This is a genomic window from Arcicella sp. GW821-FHT09D11 (assembly GCF_059416265.1).
Map to the genome: position 1 here is coordinate 117,555 of NZ_JBWKOV010000002.1, position 16,530 is coordinate 134,084.

General features: G+C 35.8%; 14 protein-coding genes. 9 read left to right on the forward strand and 5 right to left on the reverse strand.

Annotation, left to right across the window (positions count from 1 at the left end):
• Nucleotides 1-28 precede the first annotated feature (28 nt).
• From AC07N0_RS05925 to mcrC, 3 genes are all read left to right on the forward strand, one after another.
• The gene (locus AC07N0_RS05925) at nt 29-1,585 is read left to right on the forward strand and encodes an Rne/Rng family ribonuclease (protein WP_309922564.1); all 1,557 of its coding nucleotides are present in this window, start codon (nt 29-31) and stop codon (nt 1,583-1,585) included.
• A gap of 86 nt (nt 1,586-1,671) precedes the next feature.
• The gene (locus AC07N0_RS05930) at nt 1,672-3,009 is read left to right on the forward strand and encodes an AAA family ATPase (protein ID WP_494588480.1); all 1,338 of its coding nucleotides are present in this window, start codon (nt 1,672-1,674) and stop codon (nt 3,007-3,009) included.
• A gap of 90 nt (nt 3,010-3,099) precedes the next feature.
• Nucleotides 3,100-4,140 carry a 5-methylcytosine-specific restriction endonuclease system specificity protein McrC gene (gene mcrC, locus AC07N0_RS05935; protein ID WP_494588481.1) on the forward strand — a complete coding sequence of 347 codons (1,041 nt, stop codon included), beginning with the start codon at nt 3,100-3,102 and terminating at the stop codon, nt 4,138-4,140.
• Between the two features lies 1 nt (nt 4,141).
• Here mcrC and AC07N0_RS05940 read toward each other — a convergent pair whose 3' ends face one another.
• The 5 genes from AC07N0_RS05940 to AC07N0_RS05960 all read right to left on the reverse strand — a co-directional run bounded on the left by AC07N0_RS05940 (nt 4,142) and on the right by AC07N0_RS05960 (nt 9,441).
• Complete coding sequence (locus AC07N0_RS05940) at nt 4,142-4,651, reverse strand: DUF6702 family protein (RefSeq protein ID WP_494588482.1); 510 nt, start codon at nt 4,649-4,651, stop codon at nt 4,142-4,144.
• A gap of 166 nt (nt 4,652-4,817) precedes the next feature.
• Nucleotides 4,818-6,209: an RIP metalloprotease RseP gene (rseP, locus tag AC07N0_RS05945; protein ID WP_492801445.1), complete on the reverse strand. Its 1,392-nt coding sequence runs from the start codon at nt 6,207-6,209 to the stop codon at nt 4,818-4,820.
• A gap of 89 nt (nt 6,210-6,298) precedes the next feature.
• Nucleotides 6,299-7,450 (reverse strand): 1-deoxy-D-xylulose-5-phosphate reductoisomerase, encoded by a 1,152-nt coding sequence (locus AC07N0_RS05950; RefSeq protein WP_494588483.1) that lies wholly within the window; start codon nt 7,448-7,450, stop codon nt 6,299-6,301.
• A 282-nt stretch (nt 7,451-7,732) separates the two neighbouring features.
• Nucleotides 7,733-8,350: a rhomboid family intramembrane serine protease gene (locus AC07N0_RS05955; protein WP_494588484.1), complete on the reverse strand. Its 618-nt coding sequence runs from the start codon at nt 8,348-8,350 to the stop codon at nt 7,733-7,735.
• A 119-nt stretch (nt 8,351-8,469) separates the two neighbouring features.
• A complete protein-coding gene (locus AC07N0_RS05960) occupies nt 8,470-9,441 on the reverse strand; it encodes a polyprenyl synthetase family protein (RefSeq protein WP_494588485.1) in 972 nt (323 codons plus the stop codon).
• Nucleotides 9,442-9,578: 137 nt separating this feature from the next.
• On the opposite strand from AC07N0_RS05960, the gene AC07N0_RS05965 reads away from it, so the two are divergent.
• The 6 genes from AC07N0_RS05965 (at nt 9,579) to AC07N0_RS05990 (ending at nt 16,387) form a co-directional block, all read left to right on the forward strand.
• Nucleotides 9,579-10,412, forward strand: a complete 834-nt coding sequence (locus AC07N0_RS05965; protein ID WP_492801449.1) for an exonuclease domain-containing protein — start codon at nt 9,579-9,581, stop codon at nt 10,410-10,412.
• A gap of 195 nt (nt 10,413-10,607) precedes the next feature.
• Nucleotides 10,608-10,937 (forward strand): NADH-quinone oxidoreductase subunit NuoK, encoded by a 330-nt coding sequence (gene nuoK / locus AC07N0_RS05970; protein ID WP_492801450.1) that lies wholly within the window; start codon nt 10,608-10,610, stop codon nt 10,935-10,937.
• 55 nt (nt 10,938-10,992) lie between these two features.
• Nucleotides 10,993-12,894: an NADH-quinone oxidoreductase subunit L gene (nuoL, locus tag AC07N0_RS05975; protein WP_494588486.1), complete on the forward strand. Its 1,902-nt coding sequence runs from the start codon at nt 10,993-10,995 to the stop codon at nt 12,892-12,894.
• Between the two features lie 61 nt (nt 12,895-12,955).
• On the forward strand, nt 12,956-14,407 hold the full coding sequence (locus tag AC07N0_RS05980) for a complex I subunit 4 family protein (RefSeq protein ID WP_494588487.1): 1,452 nt from the start codon (nt 12,956-12,958) through the stop codon (nt 14,405-14,407).
• A gap of 73 nt (nt 14,408-14,480) precedes the next feature.
• Entirely contained in the window at nt 14,481-15,896 is a 1,416-nt protein-coding gene (locus AC07N0_RS05985; RefSeq protein WP_492801453.1) for an NADH-quinone oxidoreductase subunit N, read from the forward strand.
• A 2-nt stretch (nt 15,897-15,898) separates the two neighbouring features.
• On the forward strand, nt 15,899-16,387 hold the full coding sequence (locus tag AC07N0_RS05990) for a GtrA family protein (RefSeq protein ID WP_309922525.1): 489 nt from the start codon (nt 15,899-15,901) through the stop codon (nt 16,385-16,387).
• Nucleotides 16,388-16,530 lie beyond the last annotated feature (143 nt).

Here is a 16,530-nt window from a genome sequence, read left to right on the forward strand (position 1 = left end):
CTTTCATTTCTAAATGCTTTAATCACCTGTGAGTAATGAATTAATTATCAATTCGACTCCCAAAGGTGACCGCATAGCTTTGTTGCAAGACAAGCGTATTGTGGAATACCACTTAGAGGAGTCCGAACCACACTTTTCTGTCGGAGATATTTATCTCGGGACAGTCAAGAAGATGGTAACGGGATTGAACGCTGCCTTTATCGATATTGGCTATGAGAAAGACGCCTTTCTTCATTATCATGATTTAGGTCCGAACGTCAATTCCTTAAACAAATTTACGAAAGAGGTTATCGCTGAAAGATTACAGTCTGGACGATTAGATAACTTTAAGCTAGAACCTGAAATTGACAAGCACGATAAAATTGATAAGGTATTAAGTAAAAATACGCCAATTTTAGTGCAAGTTGTGAAGGAACCTATTTCGACCAAAGGACCTCGATTGTCTTGTGATATTTCTATCGCAGGGCGTTATACGGTGTTAGTTCCTTTTTCAAATGGGGTGAATATCTCCAAAAAAATTACCGCAAAGGCTGAACGTCAGCGTTTACAACGTTTGATGTCGTCTATTAAACCTGCGAATTTTGGAGTGATTGTAAGAACAGTAGCCGAAGGGAAAGAAGTAGAGGAATTGGATAAAGACCTCCGCGAATCCATCGCTAAATGGGATGCAGGAATGAAAGCACTGAAAAGTGCTAAACCGCGTGATAAGATAATCGGAGAGATGAGCCGTGCAACATCAATGTTGCGTGATTTATTAAACGAGAATTTTGATAGCGTTGTCGTTGATACGCCCGAACTGTTTCAAGAAGCCCGCAATTATGTTTCCAATATTGCTCCTGAAAAGGAAAAAATTGTGAAACTTCACCAAGGGAAGAATAAAGTATTTGAACAACTGGGTATCGAAAAACAACTGAAAATGTTGTTTGGACGTTCAGTAAGTTTGCCGCAGGGAGGTTATTTAATTGTAGAACATACCGAAGCTTTACACGTAATAGATGTAAACTCAGGTAATAAATCTAACAACGAAGATGGCCAAGAAGCAACAGCCCTGAGCGTAAACCGTGAAGCTGCTAAAGAGATTGCTCGTCAGTTAAGACTGAGAGATATGGGCGGAATTATTGTCATTGACTTCATTGATATGAAAAGACCTGAAAACAAGAAATTGATTCAGGATATCATGAAGGATGAAATGAAAACCGACCGTTCTAAATACACCATTTTGCCTTTAACAAAGTTTGGTTTGATGCAAATTACACGTCAGCGGGTTCGTCCTGAAATGAATGTGGTAACAGCTGAAAACTGTCCGACTTGTGGCGGAACTGGCAAGATTACGGCAAGTATTGCTATTTCGGATATTATAGAGCATCATCTTGAACATATTCTAGAGAAACAAAACGAGAAAAAACCAACTATTTTACTTCATCCATTTTTACATGCTTATTTTACAAAAGGTTTCCCTTCAATTCGTATGAAGTGGTTCTTTAAATATAAAACATGGGTGAATTTAATTCAGGATACGTCCTTTGGTATTACAGATTTTAAATTTCTGAACGACCATAGCGAGCCAATCGAATTGAATGGATAAACGATAATTACCTGAAAAAACAGCCTGATTTCACCTTGATTTCAGGCTGTTTTTTTTGCCTATATTTGTATAAATTTTATATGGAGATGCCTCAAAAAAATGCTAGAAATTATTGGTGGTTGAATGCCAATCCTCGTATTTGGTCGATAGACTCGCTCAAGCCTGAGCAAGTACAGGCTTATGCTTCGCACAATGAGTTTGACCATAAAAGACGTATCTATAAGTATTTCGAGGCCGTAAAGAAAGGGGATTTAGTAATCGGGTATGAATCTACGCCTGTAAAACAAATAAAAGCAATTTTTGAGATTACAGAGCCACTTCACGTCGACCCTCATTTTGGAGAAATAATTTCTTTCAAAATGAAAGAACGAGTACCCGAACCTATCGATTGGATTGAGCTAAAATCCATTCATTTCTTTAAAGATTCGGAAGTATTAAAGAATAAAAACAATCAGGGAAGTTTATTCAAAATTACCGAGGATGAATTTGAGGCCATTCAGGCCATGATTGATGAGCAGAAAGAAGCAATGATGGGAGAAGATGTGTTGATACCTTATGAAAAAAAGGATGCTTTAGTCGACCTATTTATGGATGAAGAGCAATTTGAAGAGATACTCGATACGTTGAAATACAAGAAAAATATTATTCTTCAAGGCCCTCCAGGGGTGGGCAAAACCTTTATTGCTAAAAGGCTAGCTTATACTTTGGTCGGTACTCAGGATGATTCTAGGATAAAAATGGTGCAGTTTCACCAGTCATATTCTTATGAAGACTTTATCCAAGGGCTACGTCCTGATGGTGAAGGAGGTTTTAAACTGAAAAATGGGGTATTTTATGAGTTTTGCAGACAGGCTCAACGCAATGCAGGTATTGACCATTTTTTTATTATTGATGAAATAAACCGTGGTAATCTGAGCAAAATTTTTGGTGAATTGTTACTCCTGATTGAATCTGACAAACGTGGACGAGCCAATGAAATGCCATTGACTTATGGCGATAAAGACTCTGAACCGTTTTATGTGCCTGATAATTTATACATCATCGGCACGATGAATACAGCAGACCGCTCTTTGGCAATGATTGATTACGCCTTAAGAAGACGCTTTGCCTTTATTAATCTTGAGCCTCTTTTCAATCAAAAGTTTGTAGCGTACTTAGTACAAAAAGGTGTTGAAAGAAATTTTGCTGAAAATATCAGTAAAGCTATTACACAATTGAATCAAGTGATTGCCAACGATAAAAACCTACAAAAAGGATTTCAGATTGGGCATAGTTATTTTTCAACTTTTGCTAATGAAGATGATACACGTAAATGGTATCGCAGGATTGTAAACCTAGAAATCGCTCCGCTTTTAGAAGAATATTGGTTTGATAATGAGGATAAAGTAAAGGCTGAAATTAAGAAATTGCTTGAGATTTTTTAGCTTTAAGCTTTGAGAAATGAGCTTATTTAGAAAACTAAAGGATTAATAAAAAAACACTCCTCACTCCGCATTCAAAACTCCTCACTCAAAATGATTCCTATCGAAAACATATATTACCTACTCTGCTACGCTTGGAATCGGCTTGATGAAAAGGAGCTTGTCAATGTTTCTACCATTGAAGTAACAGATTTGCCTAATTTACTAGCAAGGGTGCTTTTGAAGGGTACAAAATTATTAATTAATCGTGGGCTAGATAAACAATATATTACCGAGCAGAATCTTTATCAAGGCATCAAAGGGAGAGTAGATTTTAATTATTCATTCCGTAAAAATCTATTTCAGCAGGGGTTGGCAATGTGCGAGTTTGATGAACTTTCGGTGAATATTTTGCCTAATCAAATACTAAAAACTACCTTACAACATGTAATTAAGTTACCGACGCTAGATAGAAACTTAAGAAGAGAGATACACGCTATTTTATACCATTTAGCAGAGATTGATACCATTGTAGTCAGCAATGATACTTTTGCAAGTGTAAAGATTAACCGACATAATCAGTATTATCTTTTTTTACTGAACATTTGTGAATTGTTACATCACAACCTACTGATTCATGAAAAAACGGGAGAAGTAAAATTTAAAGATTTCCTGAGAGACGAACGCCAAATGGCTAGACTTTTTGAAGAGTTTGTCCGTAATTTCTACAAGATTGAAGTACCCGAAGCAAAGGTTTTTAGAGAAGATTTACATTGGCAGTTTACAGGCGAACAGATGCAATTTTTACCCAAAATGCAAACAGATATTTCTATCAAACTCCCTTCTGACCGAAAGATTATCATAGATGCCAAGTATTATTCAGAGACACTTCAACATTTTTATGATGCCGAAAAAATACATTCTCGGAATTTATACCAAATGTTTGCCTACTTGAAAAATCAGCCAAACCTACAAGCTGAGGGGATTTTATTGTATACGACTGTTCAGAAAAGCCTAAGTCTTTCTTATACTTACGAAGGGCATCAAATCAGGGTAGAAACTCTGAATCTCAATCAATCGTGGATGGAAATCAAAAACGATTTGTTGAAAATATTAGATAGAGAACAGCACGAGTTAAAAACTAATGCTACATAAATTACTCAAAGCTAATGGCAAAAATCTTTGTTTTAGCATTGAAGATAAAGGACTTTTTTTCATTTTTTACAAAGACATTCACAATATTTGTTTGGTCTTCAAACATATCAACCAATACATCATTTTTAAGTTTTAATCCTGCAATGGCTTCATTCACGGGAACTTCTAAATAAATCCAAGTAGCCTCACCTTCTTTTTCTTTACCAACGTATTGAATCGCCTTTAGTTGATTAGTGGCATTCACCAACATAAAGTGTTTTTTTACGTATTGTTCTACCAAAGCATCATTTTTGTCATTGTTTTCAATAACAATTTTCTTGTTCTGATTGTCACGTGATATTACTTTCTCTAGGTCATCCGTAAACACCCTTAGACTCACTTCAAAACCTTTGCTTTTAGCATTATAACGCATTTCTGTAAGGCTAGTATGAAATGCATGAAAACCAGTATTACTTAGCTTGAAACTGCTTGAAAGGATAATGATTCCTAAAAGGGGGATAAACCGTTTCACAAATGCAGTTAAGCTAAATATCCCTAGCGAGGGACTTAAGTCTCTCGCTAGGGATAAAAGATTGAATTTAATAGTCTTCTTGAAGCCAAAAAAGCCCCTTCTCTGAAGGAGAAGGGGTTGGTTTTTTTGTATATTAATTATATTAATATTATTAGTTACTATCATTCTATTTAAAAAACAATTTGAAGGCACCATTTCCTAATACAAAAACCATTAGTCCCAACAGGATTACTGTTCCTACTTGTTGAGCTCTCTCTAATACTTTTTCTGATGGTGGGCGACCAGTGATGATTTCATATAATAAAAACAATGCATGGCCACCATCTAATGCAGGAATTGGCAATAAATTCATAAATGCTAACGCCATCGAAAGTAAACCTGTAAGCGTCCAGAAATTTAACCAATCCCAGTGAGCACCATACATTTCTGCAATTTCAAAAGGACCACTCAATGCTTTATCAGCACGAACATCCCCCGCAAAAATCTTTTTAAAGCCTTTTACATTTTTTACTACTACATCAAAAGCATCATGAGCACCCATTACAAAGGCCTGTCCGATAGTATAATCCTCATGAGAGAATTTAATCAAACGTTCCATCGCAAAGCCAAGCTTTCCTTCTTTGGTAACAGTAATATCCATTGTATCAACTTTGCCTTGTCTTTCGATACCAAAAGCTACTTTTTTGCCAGCATATTTTGTTAGGCTGTCTTTTAATAACTGATAGAAAACCACAGGCTGTCCATTCATACTTACAATTTTATCACCTGCTTTCAAGCCCGCTTTATAAGCTGGCAATTCTTCTGAATCTGTCGACTTCCCGAATATCTTGCTTAATAACGACGGCTTTTTAGGCTCAGTAACTTGTAAAATCTTAAAAGGATACAAAGGCTGAATAAATTGGTCTTTTTGGTCAGATAACTTATTCAAAAAATCAGATGGAATCACCACTTCAATAATTTTTCCAGCACGTTCTACTGTATAAGAAACGTTATCATCCAAAATAGCACCGCCTATTTCGCTATATTCTTTAAAATCTTGTCCGTTTACTTTTAATACTTTATCGCCAGTTTTAAAGCCAACTTCTTGAGCTAAACTTCCTGCGTAAATACCGTTTTTGTTTAATTCATCTTTAGAGATATAATTATTTCCCACTTTGTAATTAATACCAAAGTAAATAACAACACCCAAAATAACATTGACGATAATACCACCAAGCATCACGATTAAGCGTTGCCAAGCTGGCTTGCCACGAAATTCCCAAGGTTCTGGAACAGCAGATAATTTAGAAGCATCTTGGGTTTCATCAATCATCCCTGCAATCGAAACATAACCACCCAATGGAAACCACCCCAAACCATATTCTGTATCACCGATTTTCTTTTTGAATAAAGCAAAGTTCAGCACCGTAGGTACTGGGAATAAGAAATCAAAAAATAGGTAGAATTTATCAACACGCATTTTGAACCATTTTGCGGTAATATAATGCCCAAATTCATGTAAACTTACTAAAATTGACAGTCCTAAAATTAACTGTCCCGCCATAACTAAACCGTCCATTTGCTAAGTGTTATCTCGTAAAATTTAATTGACTATTTACGATTTGTGTTTTGAGATTTCTTTACTGATTAAATAAATATTTATAAATATCAAACTAGCGTTTGGGCTAGTCTTCTTGTTTCTTGATCTGTCTGTATATAATCGTCGATAGTTGGCTGAGGAATAAATGTTACTTTACTCATACAGTTTTCGATAAGGTCTGACATCTGTAAAAAGCCGATTTTATCCTGCAAAAATGCTTCAACGGCAATTTCGTTGGCTGCATTCATGATACAAGCAAGGTTACCACCTTTGTCCATCGCTGTAAAAGCTAATTGCAAGTTACGAAATGTTTCGGTATCAGGTTGTTCAAATGTGAGAGACGGATATTTTGTGAAGTCAAAACGTGGAAAATCCGACTTTAGTCTGTTAGGAAAGCCTAAAGCAAATTGAATTGGCAATTTCATATCGGGCAAGCCCATTTGTGCTTTCATTGAGCCATCTTCAAACTGCACCAATGAATGGATAATAGACTGAGGATGAACGACTACTTCGATTTGAGAAGCCTTTAACCCAAACAACCATTTTGCCTCAATTACCTCAAGTCCTTTATTCATCAAACTGGCCGAATCAATCGTGATTTTAGCCCCCATTACCCAGTTTGGATGTTTTAGAGCTTGTGCTTTGGTCACGTTCAATAAGTCTTCCCGTTTTTTCCCTCTGAAAGGCCCACCAGAAGCAGTCAGAATAATTTTTTCGATAGGGTTATGAAATTCACCAACTAAGCATTGAAAGATAGCAGAATGTTCTGAGTCGACAGGGTAGATGTTTACGCCTTTTTCTTCGGCAAGTTTAGTGATTAATTCACCTGCCACCACCAACGTTTCTTTATTCGCAAGGGCAATGTGTTTGCCTGCTTCAATGGCCTTGATAGTGGGTAATAAGCCAGCATAGCCAACCATTGAGGTAAGCACAATATCAATAGCATCCATCTGAACCACGGCTTCTAATGCTTTTGCACCAGCATACACCTTGATACCTGCGGGGTCTAAGATAGCATGTACTTTATCATATAAATCGTCATTACCAATTACTACGCAGTTAGGCTTGAAAGCTAAGCTTTGTTCAATCAATAAATCAGCATTGTTCTGAGCAGTTAGTACTTCAACTTCGAAAATATTTTCGTTTGCTTTTATTACTTCTAAGGCTTGTGTTCCGATTGAACCCGTTGAGCCCAAAATGGCAATTTTTCTTTTTTGCATAAATTATAAGTAGCTATCAGCTATTAGCCGTAAGCTATGAATCTTATTAAGTAATTGAGCGATTTAATGAATGAGTAATTTAGAGATTAACACCTTTAAACCGCGGTGACAGACCGCCCACAAATTACTCTTGTTCATTATATCATTTAATTTTGACTCACTATTTATCAGACAATTAGCTAATAAAATATCAATTATATTTAAAGGTATTTATTAAAAGCTTGATTAGAAATCACAAAGAGGAATGTTGTTTACAAATTCCATTTGATTTATGGTATAAAATTAAAGACTCCAGCCTAGAATTTGATTAATAAAGTGCGAAAATAATGAGGGTTGTAAGAGTAATGTAAAAGCAACCCCAAAAGCAGCACCATATAAGTGGGCAGAGTGGCCAATATTATCTAAATTTCGCTTAGACATATAGTATGAATAAGCTGAATATAAAATAGCATATACAAAGCCTGGCACTGGAAAGAAATACACATATATTTGAGCAGTAGGCTGAAAAAGTATGGCTGAAAATACTACTGCCGAAACCCCACCTGATGCGCCCAAGGCATTATAATAACGGTCATTTTTATGGTCTGCATAACTTGGAACATTGGCCACGATAATACCAACTAAGTATAATACAGCATATAATAACGAACCAATATCAGAACCAAAAATGCCTGAAAAATAATATGCTACGATATCTCCAAAGAAATATAAACTCAGCATATTAAAGAATAAGTGTCCATAATCAGCATGTAGAAAACCTGACGTTAAGAAACGATAATATTCTTTGTATTGCTTTACTGAATAAGGATTCATAATCCATTTATTCATAATGGATTGGTTGTTCCAAGCATAAAGGCTGAGAGCAACAGTAATTCCAATAAAAATGAAAGTTAATGACATATTATTTTTTTAGAATATCTGTGGAAAAATATATTAAGGTACAATAGGTTTGTTTTCATAAAACAAAAGCAGTCGAAACAAAGGGTTCGACTGCCACAATATTTCTTGACAAATTTAAGCTAAACCTCTCTATCAATCAAAGTTTCAGTGAATGTTCGTAACACAGCCTTTCGTTCATCATCTACCTTTAGTGAATCTAGGGCTTCAAAGGCTTTATCAAAGTAAGCATTTATCTTAATTTTAGCCAATTGGTCTATTCCCAAGCAATCATAAATAGCAGTAACGGCTTTTACTTTCTCAGTTGCATCAAATTCTTCTAAAGAGAGCCATTTGTCCAGCTCAACTTTTGTATCGCCTGTCGCTTTTTCTAAGGCTTCTATCAGCATGAAAGTCTTTTTATTAGAAATAATGTCACCGCCTACTTGCTTGCCAAATTTTTCAGGGTCACCGTAAACATCCAATAAATCATCTTTCAATTGGAAGCCTAAGCCAATATTTAGGCCAATATTATATAATAAATCACAAGATTTATCGCTTGCTCCGCCAATAATTCCGCCTAATTCTAGGGCATATCCTAATAATACCGACGTTTTCAACTTTATCATTTCCAGATATTCTTCTTCACTAACGTTCTCACGTTTTTCAAAATTCATATCCAGTTGCTGACCTTCACAAACTTCTGCGGCTGTACGATTAAATCTTTTTAATGCTTTTTTAAAGCGCGCATCTTCCACAAACATCAATAATTCGTAAGCTTGTACCAGCATTACATCCCCAGAAAGAATGGCAATATTATCATTCCATTTGGCATGCACAGTAGGTTTGCCCCGACGCAACGGAGCTTTATCCATGATGTCATCATGCATTAAAGTAAAATTATGGAATACTTCCACAGCACTGGCAGGTTTTATTGCTTTTTGCCAATCGTCTGTGAATAAGGCTGTTGCCATCAAGGTCATTAATGGACGCATTCTTTTACCACCCAAAGACATTAAATATCGAATGGGTTCATATAATTCTTCGGGATGTTCGCCGTAAGTTTGTTGGGAAAATTCTTCGTTGAGAGCTTGTACGAATTGTGTAAGTTTCATTTAATAATTGATGGTTCTTCTTATTAAGAAGTAACGCACTTCATGTTAGAAATGTTATGAATTGCCAAAAATAGAAAGAAGAATTTAAACTCTCACTCGTTTCAGATTTATTTTGGCTAACTTTGCAAAACCTCTAAATGAGGTCTATATTATTTATGCTCAACCATCAGCTCAAACTCCGTAAACCTCTTGCCGTTTTCGATCTAGAAACGACAGGTGTAAATGTTGTAAAAGACCGTATCGTAGAAATCAGTATTGCCAAAGCCAATATTGATGGCACTGTTACGGTGAAAACCCGTCGTGTAAATCCTGAAATACCTATTCCTTTGGAGTCATCTTTGGTACATGGTATTTATGATGAAGACATTAAGAACGAACCTACCTTTAAACAAATAGCCAAATCGATGGCTCAGTTTTTAGAAGGGTGTGATTTAGCTGGTTTTAATTCAAATCGTTTTGATGTTCCTATTTTAGTAGAAGAATTTCTTAGAAACGAGATAGATTTCGATATTAAAAACCGTAGGCTGATTGATGCACAACGTATTTTCCATTTGATGGAACCACGCACTTTGTCGGCTGCCTATAAATTCTATTGTAAAAAAGAATTAATTGATGCTCACTCGGCAGAGGCTGATACTATTGCTACGCTCGAAGTGTTAAACGCACAAGTAAAACATTATGAAGGCGTAAAAATAAAGGATAGTCACGGAGTGGAGATTGAGCCTGTAAAAAATGATATGGATGCCTTGCACGAAATCACGGCAGCTAAACTCGTAGATTTTGCCCAAAGAATGGCTTTCAATAAAGAAGGAATTGAAGTAATCAATTTCGGCAAACATGCTGGCAAGCCAGTTGTGCAAGTATTGAAGGAAGAACCATCATATTATGATTGGATGATGAAGGGTGATTTTCCGATGGATACCAAGAGAAAACTCACAGAAATAAAGCTTAGAGCTTTCAATAACAAGTAAAATAGCAAAAGACAAAGGTCTGGGCAGAATAAACCTACACTTTTGTCTTTTGTTTTTATGCTTTTATCAGTTTTTCCTTAATTTTGCTGATAAGTTTTCATAAGTACATTATAAGATTCAATAAACAAGTAGTGCTTTTTGATTTAGCAAAATAAGTTTCGTTTAATTAAGTTCTCAAGCAGAAACGCTATACTCATGCAACAAATACCTGATGTCATCCGTGAAATAGATTTGAACTATTATGTCTGGTTCAGTACAGCCTTATTTTGTATCGGAATTATTGGCGTATTAACACGCCGCAACGCAATCATCATCTTCATGTCAGTTGAATTAATGCTAAATGCCGTAAATTTATTACTGGTAGCATTTTCATCTTATAAAGCTGACCCCACTGGACAAATCTTTGTATTTTTTATCATGGCAGTAGCCGCAGCCGAAGTAGCTGTTGGGCTTGCTATCATCGTGATGATTTATAGAAATATCCAGACAATTGATGTTGGTTTGTTGAATAAATTGAAATGGTAATTTTCCAATTTAAAACATTATCATCTCAAATTTAGAAAACTTTCAAATTAGAATTATGTCTCTAATTACACTCATTCCACTATTTCCCTTAATCGGCTTCCTTATCAATGGAATCGGATTCCGCCATGTTCCTAAATCTTTAGCTGGTATTATTAGCTCTGCGGCCGCATTTGCCTCTTTTGCTTGTGCTTTAACCTTGTTTTTAGGCTTTAATGGTCAACCTCAGATTGTTCATTTGTTCGACTGGATTACAGTTGGCACCCTGAATATCTCAATGTCATTTCAGCTAGATCAACTTTCGTTGTTGATGCTTTTAATCATTACAGGGGTAGGAACGCTAATTCATATTTACTCTATTGCCTACATGAGTCATGATGAAGGTTTTGGTAAGTTTTTTGCTTTTCTAAACCTCTTCTTATTCTTCATGCTTTTACTAGTATTAGGTTCAAACTATGTAGTAATGTTCATTGGCTGGGAAGGTGTAGGTTTATGTTCATATTTATTGATTGGTTTCTGGAATAAGAATAGTAATTACGGAAATGCCGCGCGTAAAGCCTTTATTATGAACCGTATCGGTGACTTAGGCTTTCTATTAGGTATTTTCTTAATAATTACTCATTTCGGTTCTGTTGAATATTCAGAAGTATTTAGAAGAGTAGTGGAAGATGGATATTCTTCAGGCGACAAAACGTTGTTTTATATCACGATTCTTTTGTTCGTTGGAGCAATGGGTAAGTCGGCACAGATTCCATTATATACATGGTTGCCAGATGCAATGGCTGGCCCGACACCAGTATCTGCTTTAATCCACGCAGCTACGATGGTAACGGCTGGTATTTACATGATTATTCGCTCGAATGTGATGTATTCACTAGCACCTGAAACCCTTGATATTGTAGCTTGGGTAGGGTTGGCTACTGCTTTGTTAGCGGCTTCTATTGGTCTTTTCCAAAATGATATTAAAAAGGTATTGGCTTACTCAACTGTTTCGCAACTAGGCTATATGTTTATGGGCTTGGGAGTAATGGCGTATTCTTCTTCATTTTTCCATGTAATGACTCACGCATTCTTCAAAGCACTTTTGTTCTTAGGAGCGGGTTCTGTGATTCACGCCATGTCTGACGAACAAGATATTCGTTCAATGGGCGGGCTTCGTAAAAAATTGCCAATTACTTTTATTACCTTCTTGATTGCTACCATTGCTATCTCGGGTATTCCTCCTTTCGCAGGGTTCTTCTCTAAAGACGAAATCTTAGCACACGTGTTTGAACATAACAAATTGATGTGGGCTTTTGGTGTGTTTGGTTCAATAATGACGTCATTCTATATGTTCCGTTTATTATTCCTTACATTTTTCGGAGAATTCAGAGGAACAGAAGACCAAAAACATCATTTGCACGAGTCACCCCTTGCGATGACAGCCCCATTGATGATTCTTGCAGTACTTTCAGCAATAGGCGGATTCTTTAATTTCCCACATATTTTTGGGGGTCACGCTAGTTTAGCAGAATTTATGGCTCCATTGTTTGAGCAATCGGCTCTTGAACACGTTGCCGTTGATGAATCTCTTGAAATAAAATTAATGATTGTTTCAGTAATAGCGGCTTTGGTTGCTGCTGGTGTTGCCTACTTCATATACGTTGTGAAGAAAAATATTCCATTAGCTGAAGGAGAGGAGACAGGTTTACAGAAAGTAATTTACAATAAGTATTACATAGACGAATTGTACAATGCCATTTTTGTAAAACCAATCACAGCACTTTCTAATTTCTTTACTTCGGTTATTGAGTTCCTAGTAATTGATTTAATTGTAGAAAGTATTGGAAAATTAGTAAAGACACTCTCTAGCGAAATTCGTTTGCTTCAAAGTGGAACAACAGGTTATTATATTTTTGCGATGGTACTATCTATTGCAGTCATATTAGTTTGGGGCTTGAAAAGTTTCCTTTGGGTATAGATTAAAGACAATTAAATACATTGAAAGATTTGCTCATTACAAATCCGATTGATAAAAAAATATGCTAACACTTTCTCTCATTCTTCTTCCCATTATTGCAGGGCTAATTACATTAGTCATCAAGGGAGAAACCGCTAAAACTGTTGCCCTTGTCTTTGCTTTTGCTGAGTTGGCTTTAGGAGCATACTTGTATAAATCATTTGTGCCAGATGCTACTTCACAATTTAGTGTTAGTTACGACTGGATTCATTCTGCAGGGATTAAGTTTTCTGTAGGAGTAGACGGTATCAGTTTGATATTGGTATTTCTTACCACTTTAATGGTACCATTTATTATCCTTTCTACTTTTGGGAATAATTACGCAAATGCTTCAAAACTGCATGCATTGATATTGTTTATGCAAGCGGCACTAGTAGGCGTATTTACCGCTAAAGATGCTTTCCTTTTCTATTTCTTCTTTGAAGCCGCTTTGATTCCTATCTATTTTATTGCAGCTATTTGGGGCGGAGAGAATCGTATTAAAGTAACATTCAAGTTTTTTGTTTATACATTGTTTGGTTCTTTGTTTATGTTGTTGGCATTAGTATACTTGTATTTACTAACACCGGGGACACATTCTTCAGATATTAATGTGATTTATCAATCCGCAAAAGGATTAGAAATATCAACGCAGAGTTATTTATTTGGCGCATTTTTTATTGCCTTTGCTATTAAAATGCCCCTTTTCCCATTCCATACTTGGCAACCAGATACTTATCAGGAAGCACCAACGGCAGGAACTATGCTTTTGTCGGGTATTATGTTGAAAATGGGGGTTTATGGCTTGATTCGCTTTATCTTACCAATTGTTCCACTAGGTGTTGAAAAGTGGGGCTTTGTTGCTATCATCCTTTCGGTAATTGGTATTATTTATGGTTCGGTGATTGCTATTCAGCAAAAAGACATGAAACGATTGATTGCCTACTCATCATTTGCACACGTAGGATTGATGTCGGCAGGTATTTTTTCAAGAAACCTTGACGGTATTCAAGGAGCGTTGATTCAGATGTTGGCACACGGTATTAACGTAGTTGGTTTATTCTTTGTGGTAGAAATTATTGAAAGAAGAACAAAGTCGCGTGAATTACCACTTTTAGGAGGAATTACACAAACGACTCCAAACCTGACAGTATATTTCATCATCCTAATGCTAGGTTCAGTAGCTTTACCGCTTACCAATGGTTTTGTAGGTGAATTTTTGTTATTGAAAAGTGTGTACGAGTTTAATGCATGGATAGGAGCAGTAGCAGGATTAACCATCATTTTAGGGGCAGTTTATATGTTGAGAATGGTTCAGAAATCAATGTTTGGTTATACTTCTCCGATTACAGAAGGATTCGCAGATTTGACTTTTAATGAAAAAGCAGTATTGTTACCGCTTTCATTCTTAGTAATTGCTTTGGGCATTGCACCGAATATTTTCTTAAAATTAACTGAACCAGCTGTTAGCCAATTATTATCAATCATCAAATAATTTGATTATTGGATTTGTGAAATTGTTTTTGCCTTTTCAGAAATTCAACTATTCAAGTTTTCAAATTTGAAACATGAACGCAATTATAGCATTATCACTCTTCGGGATTTCTAATCTATTTTTAGGTTTTTTGAACAACCGTAAAATATTATTACCAGCTACGCTAGTTTTTGTCCTTATTGCTCTTGGATTAAATTTCGCAGACTGGAATCACGAATATTATTGGTTCAATAATATGTTGAAAACCAATAATCTATCGGTCAACTTTGTTTCTATCATTTTGTTGTCAACCTTACTTGTAGTAGGTATCTCTCGTAGTTTTGGTGATGACGACGAACACTCGCATCCAGCCGAATACTACGCTATTTTGTTGTTTTCTACGGTGGGTGCTATTATGATGGTAACTTTCGAGAACCTGATTATGCTTTTTGTAGGCTTAGAAATCCTTTCTGTTTCAATGTATGTATTGACAGGGTCAGATAAACGTAGTTTACGTTCAAACGAAGCGGCGTTGAAATATTTTTTAATGGGTTCTTTTGCAACGGGAATTTTGTTGTTTGGTGTAGCATTGGTTTATGGCGCAACAAGTTCATTCGATATTCATGGAATAGGCTTGGCAGTAGCTCAGGCAAAAGAACAAATGGGTGGTGCATACGGTCCATTGTTGTATGCTGGCGTAATATTAATAATGGTTGGCTTGCTCTTTAAAATTTCGGCAGCACCTTTTCACTTCTGGACACCAGATGTGTATGAGGGTGCACCAAGTATCTTTACAGCATTTATGTCAACAGTAGTTAAAACAGCAGGTATTGCAGCTACTTACCGTATTTTATCAACGTGCTTCCCTTCAGTATATGGTTTGTGGGGAAATCCATTAGTCTATATTGTTTGTGCAACGTTAGTAATTGGTAATATCTCTGCTGTTTATCAGCAAAGTTTCAAGAGAATGCTAGCTTACTCTAGTATCTCTCATGCTGGATATTTATTAATCACGGTACTAGCTAAAAGACCTGAAACAAACTCTTCGCTTTTGTTTTATTCACTCGCTTATGCGATTGCTACTATTACAGCCTTTGCGGTGTTAATTGTAGTATCAGAAGCAAAATCTAAAGGAGGAAAAGCGGATGAAAGTTTTGATTCCTTGAATGGACTAGCAAAAAACAATCCATTATTAGCATTTTCTTTAACGGTGTCAATGTTGTCTTTAGCAGGAATTCCTCTGACTGCTGGTTTCTTTGGTAAGTTTTTTATCTTTAGTGATGCTTTCTCTAACCCTTCAGTATTGTTCAAAGGCATTCTTATCCTTGCCATTTTGATGTCCGCAGTAGGGGTTTATTATTACTTTAAGCCAATCATTGCGGCGTATATGAAAACAGGAGAAACAGAGAAAATAGAACTATCACCGTTTTATAAATATATCTTAATTCTAACAACAGCGCTGACTATTATATTGGGAATAGCTCCTGATTTAGTTAAAAATATCTTTTAATCTTGTCGAATTCAAAATTACTTAACAAAAAGGATCTAATCGTTTACTTTTTGGTTGCTGGAACAGGAGTTGTCATTCAGCTAGTTTGTAGTAGCCTCTTTCAGTCTTGGTTTTCAATAAGTTACGAAGCAAGCATTGCTCCCTCGTATTTTATTTCTTTGATTGCAGGTTTTATCCTCACTAAACTATTTGCATTTAATGCTCGTAAGTCAAGCCAAACTCGCCGTGAAGTAGTGAAATACTTAATGGTAGCTACTTTTTCGGGAGGAGTAACTTGGTTTTTCGCTACTTTCTCTTACAGAATTTCAAATCATTATTTCGAAATTTTCCATTACTTAATCCCTTTTTCAAAAAAGGTGATTAATGTAAATCAACTAGTTTGCCATTTAATTGGTAACGGTTTTAGTTTTATGTCAAACTATACACTTCATAAAACTTTTACTTTTAAAGACACGGGCTTCTATGACCGATTAAAGAAGCTAGTTTTGTAAAATATAAATATTTTAATATTTAATTTTATTTTTTATTGTTGGCTTGCTCATTGAATTCATAAAAAGATATTAAAATAAAAGAGATTTTAAGGTTTTAATTGTACTTTTCTTTGATTAAACACTGTAAAAGGTAGATTTTTTGC

Bases quoted from the DNA above. Each gene is read 5' to 3' on its own strand.
- AC07N0_RS05930 (WP_494588480.1), top strand. From the start codon at position 1,672: ATGCCTCAAAAAAATGCTAGAAATTATTGGTGGTTGAATGCCAATCCT.
- AC07N0_RS05950 (WP_494588483.1), bottom strand. From the start codon at position 7,450: ATGCAAAAAAGAAAAATTGCCATTTTGGGCTCAACGGGTTCAATCGGA.
- AC07N0_RS05985 (WP_492801453.1), top strand. From the start codon at position 14,481: ATGAACGCAATTATAGCATTATCACTCTTCGGGATTTCTAATCTATTT.
- mcrC (WP_494588481.1), top strand. From the start codon at position 3,100: ATGATTCCTATCGAAAACATATATTACCTACTCTGCTACGCTTGGAAT.
- nuoL (WP_494588486.1), top strand. From the start codon at position 10,993: ATGTCTCTAATTACACTCATTCCACTATTTCCCTTAATCGGCTTCCTT.
- nuoK (WP_492801450.1), top strand. From the start codon at position 10,608: ATGCAACAAATACCTGATGTCATCCGTGAAATAGATTTGAACTATTAT.
- AC07N0_RS05980 (WP_494588487.1), top strand. From the start codon at position 12,956: ATGCTAACACTTTCTCTCATTCTTCTTCCCATTATTGCAGGGCTAATT.
- AC07N0_RS05965 (WP_492801449.1), top strand. From the start codon at position 9,579: ATGAGGTCTATATTATTTATGCTCAACCATCAGCTCAAACTCCGTAAA.
- AC07N0_RS05955 (WP_494588484.1), bottom strand. From the start codon at position 8,350: ATGTCATTAACTTTCATTTTTATTGGAATTACTGTTGCTCTCAGCCTT.
- rseP (WP_492801445.1), bottom strand. From the start codon at position 6,209: ATGGACGGTTTAGTTATGGCGGGACAGTTAATTTTAGGACTGTCAATT.
- AC07N0_RS05960 (WP_494588485.1), bottom strand. From the start codon at position 9,441: ATGAAACTTACACAATTCGTACAAGCTCTCAACGAAGAATTTTCCCAA.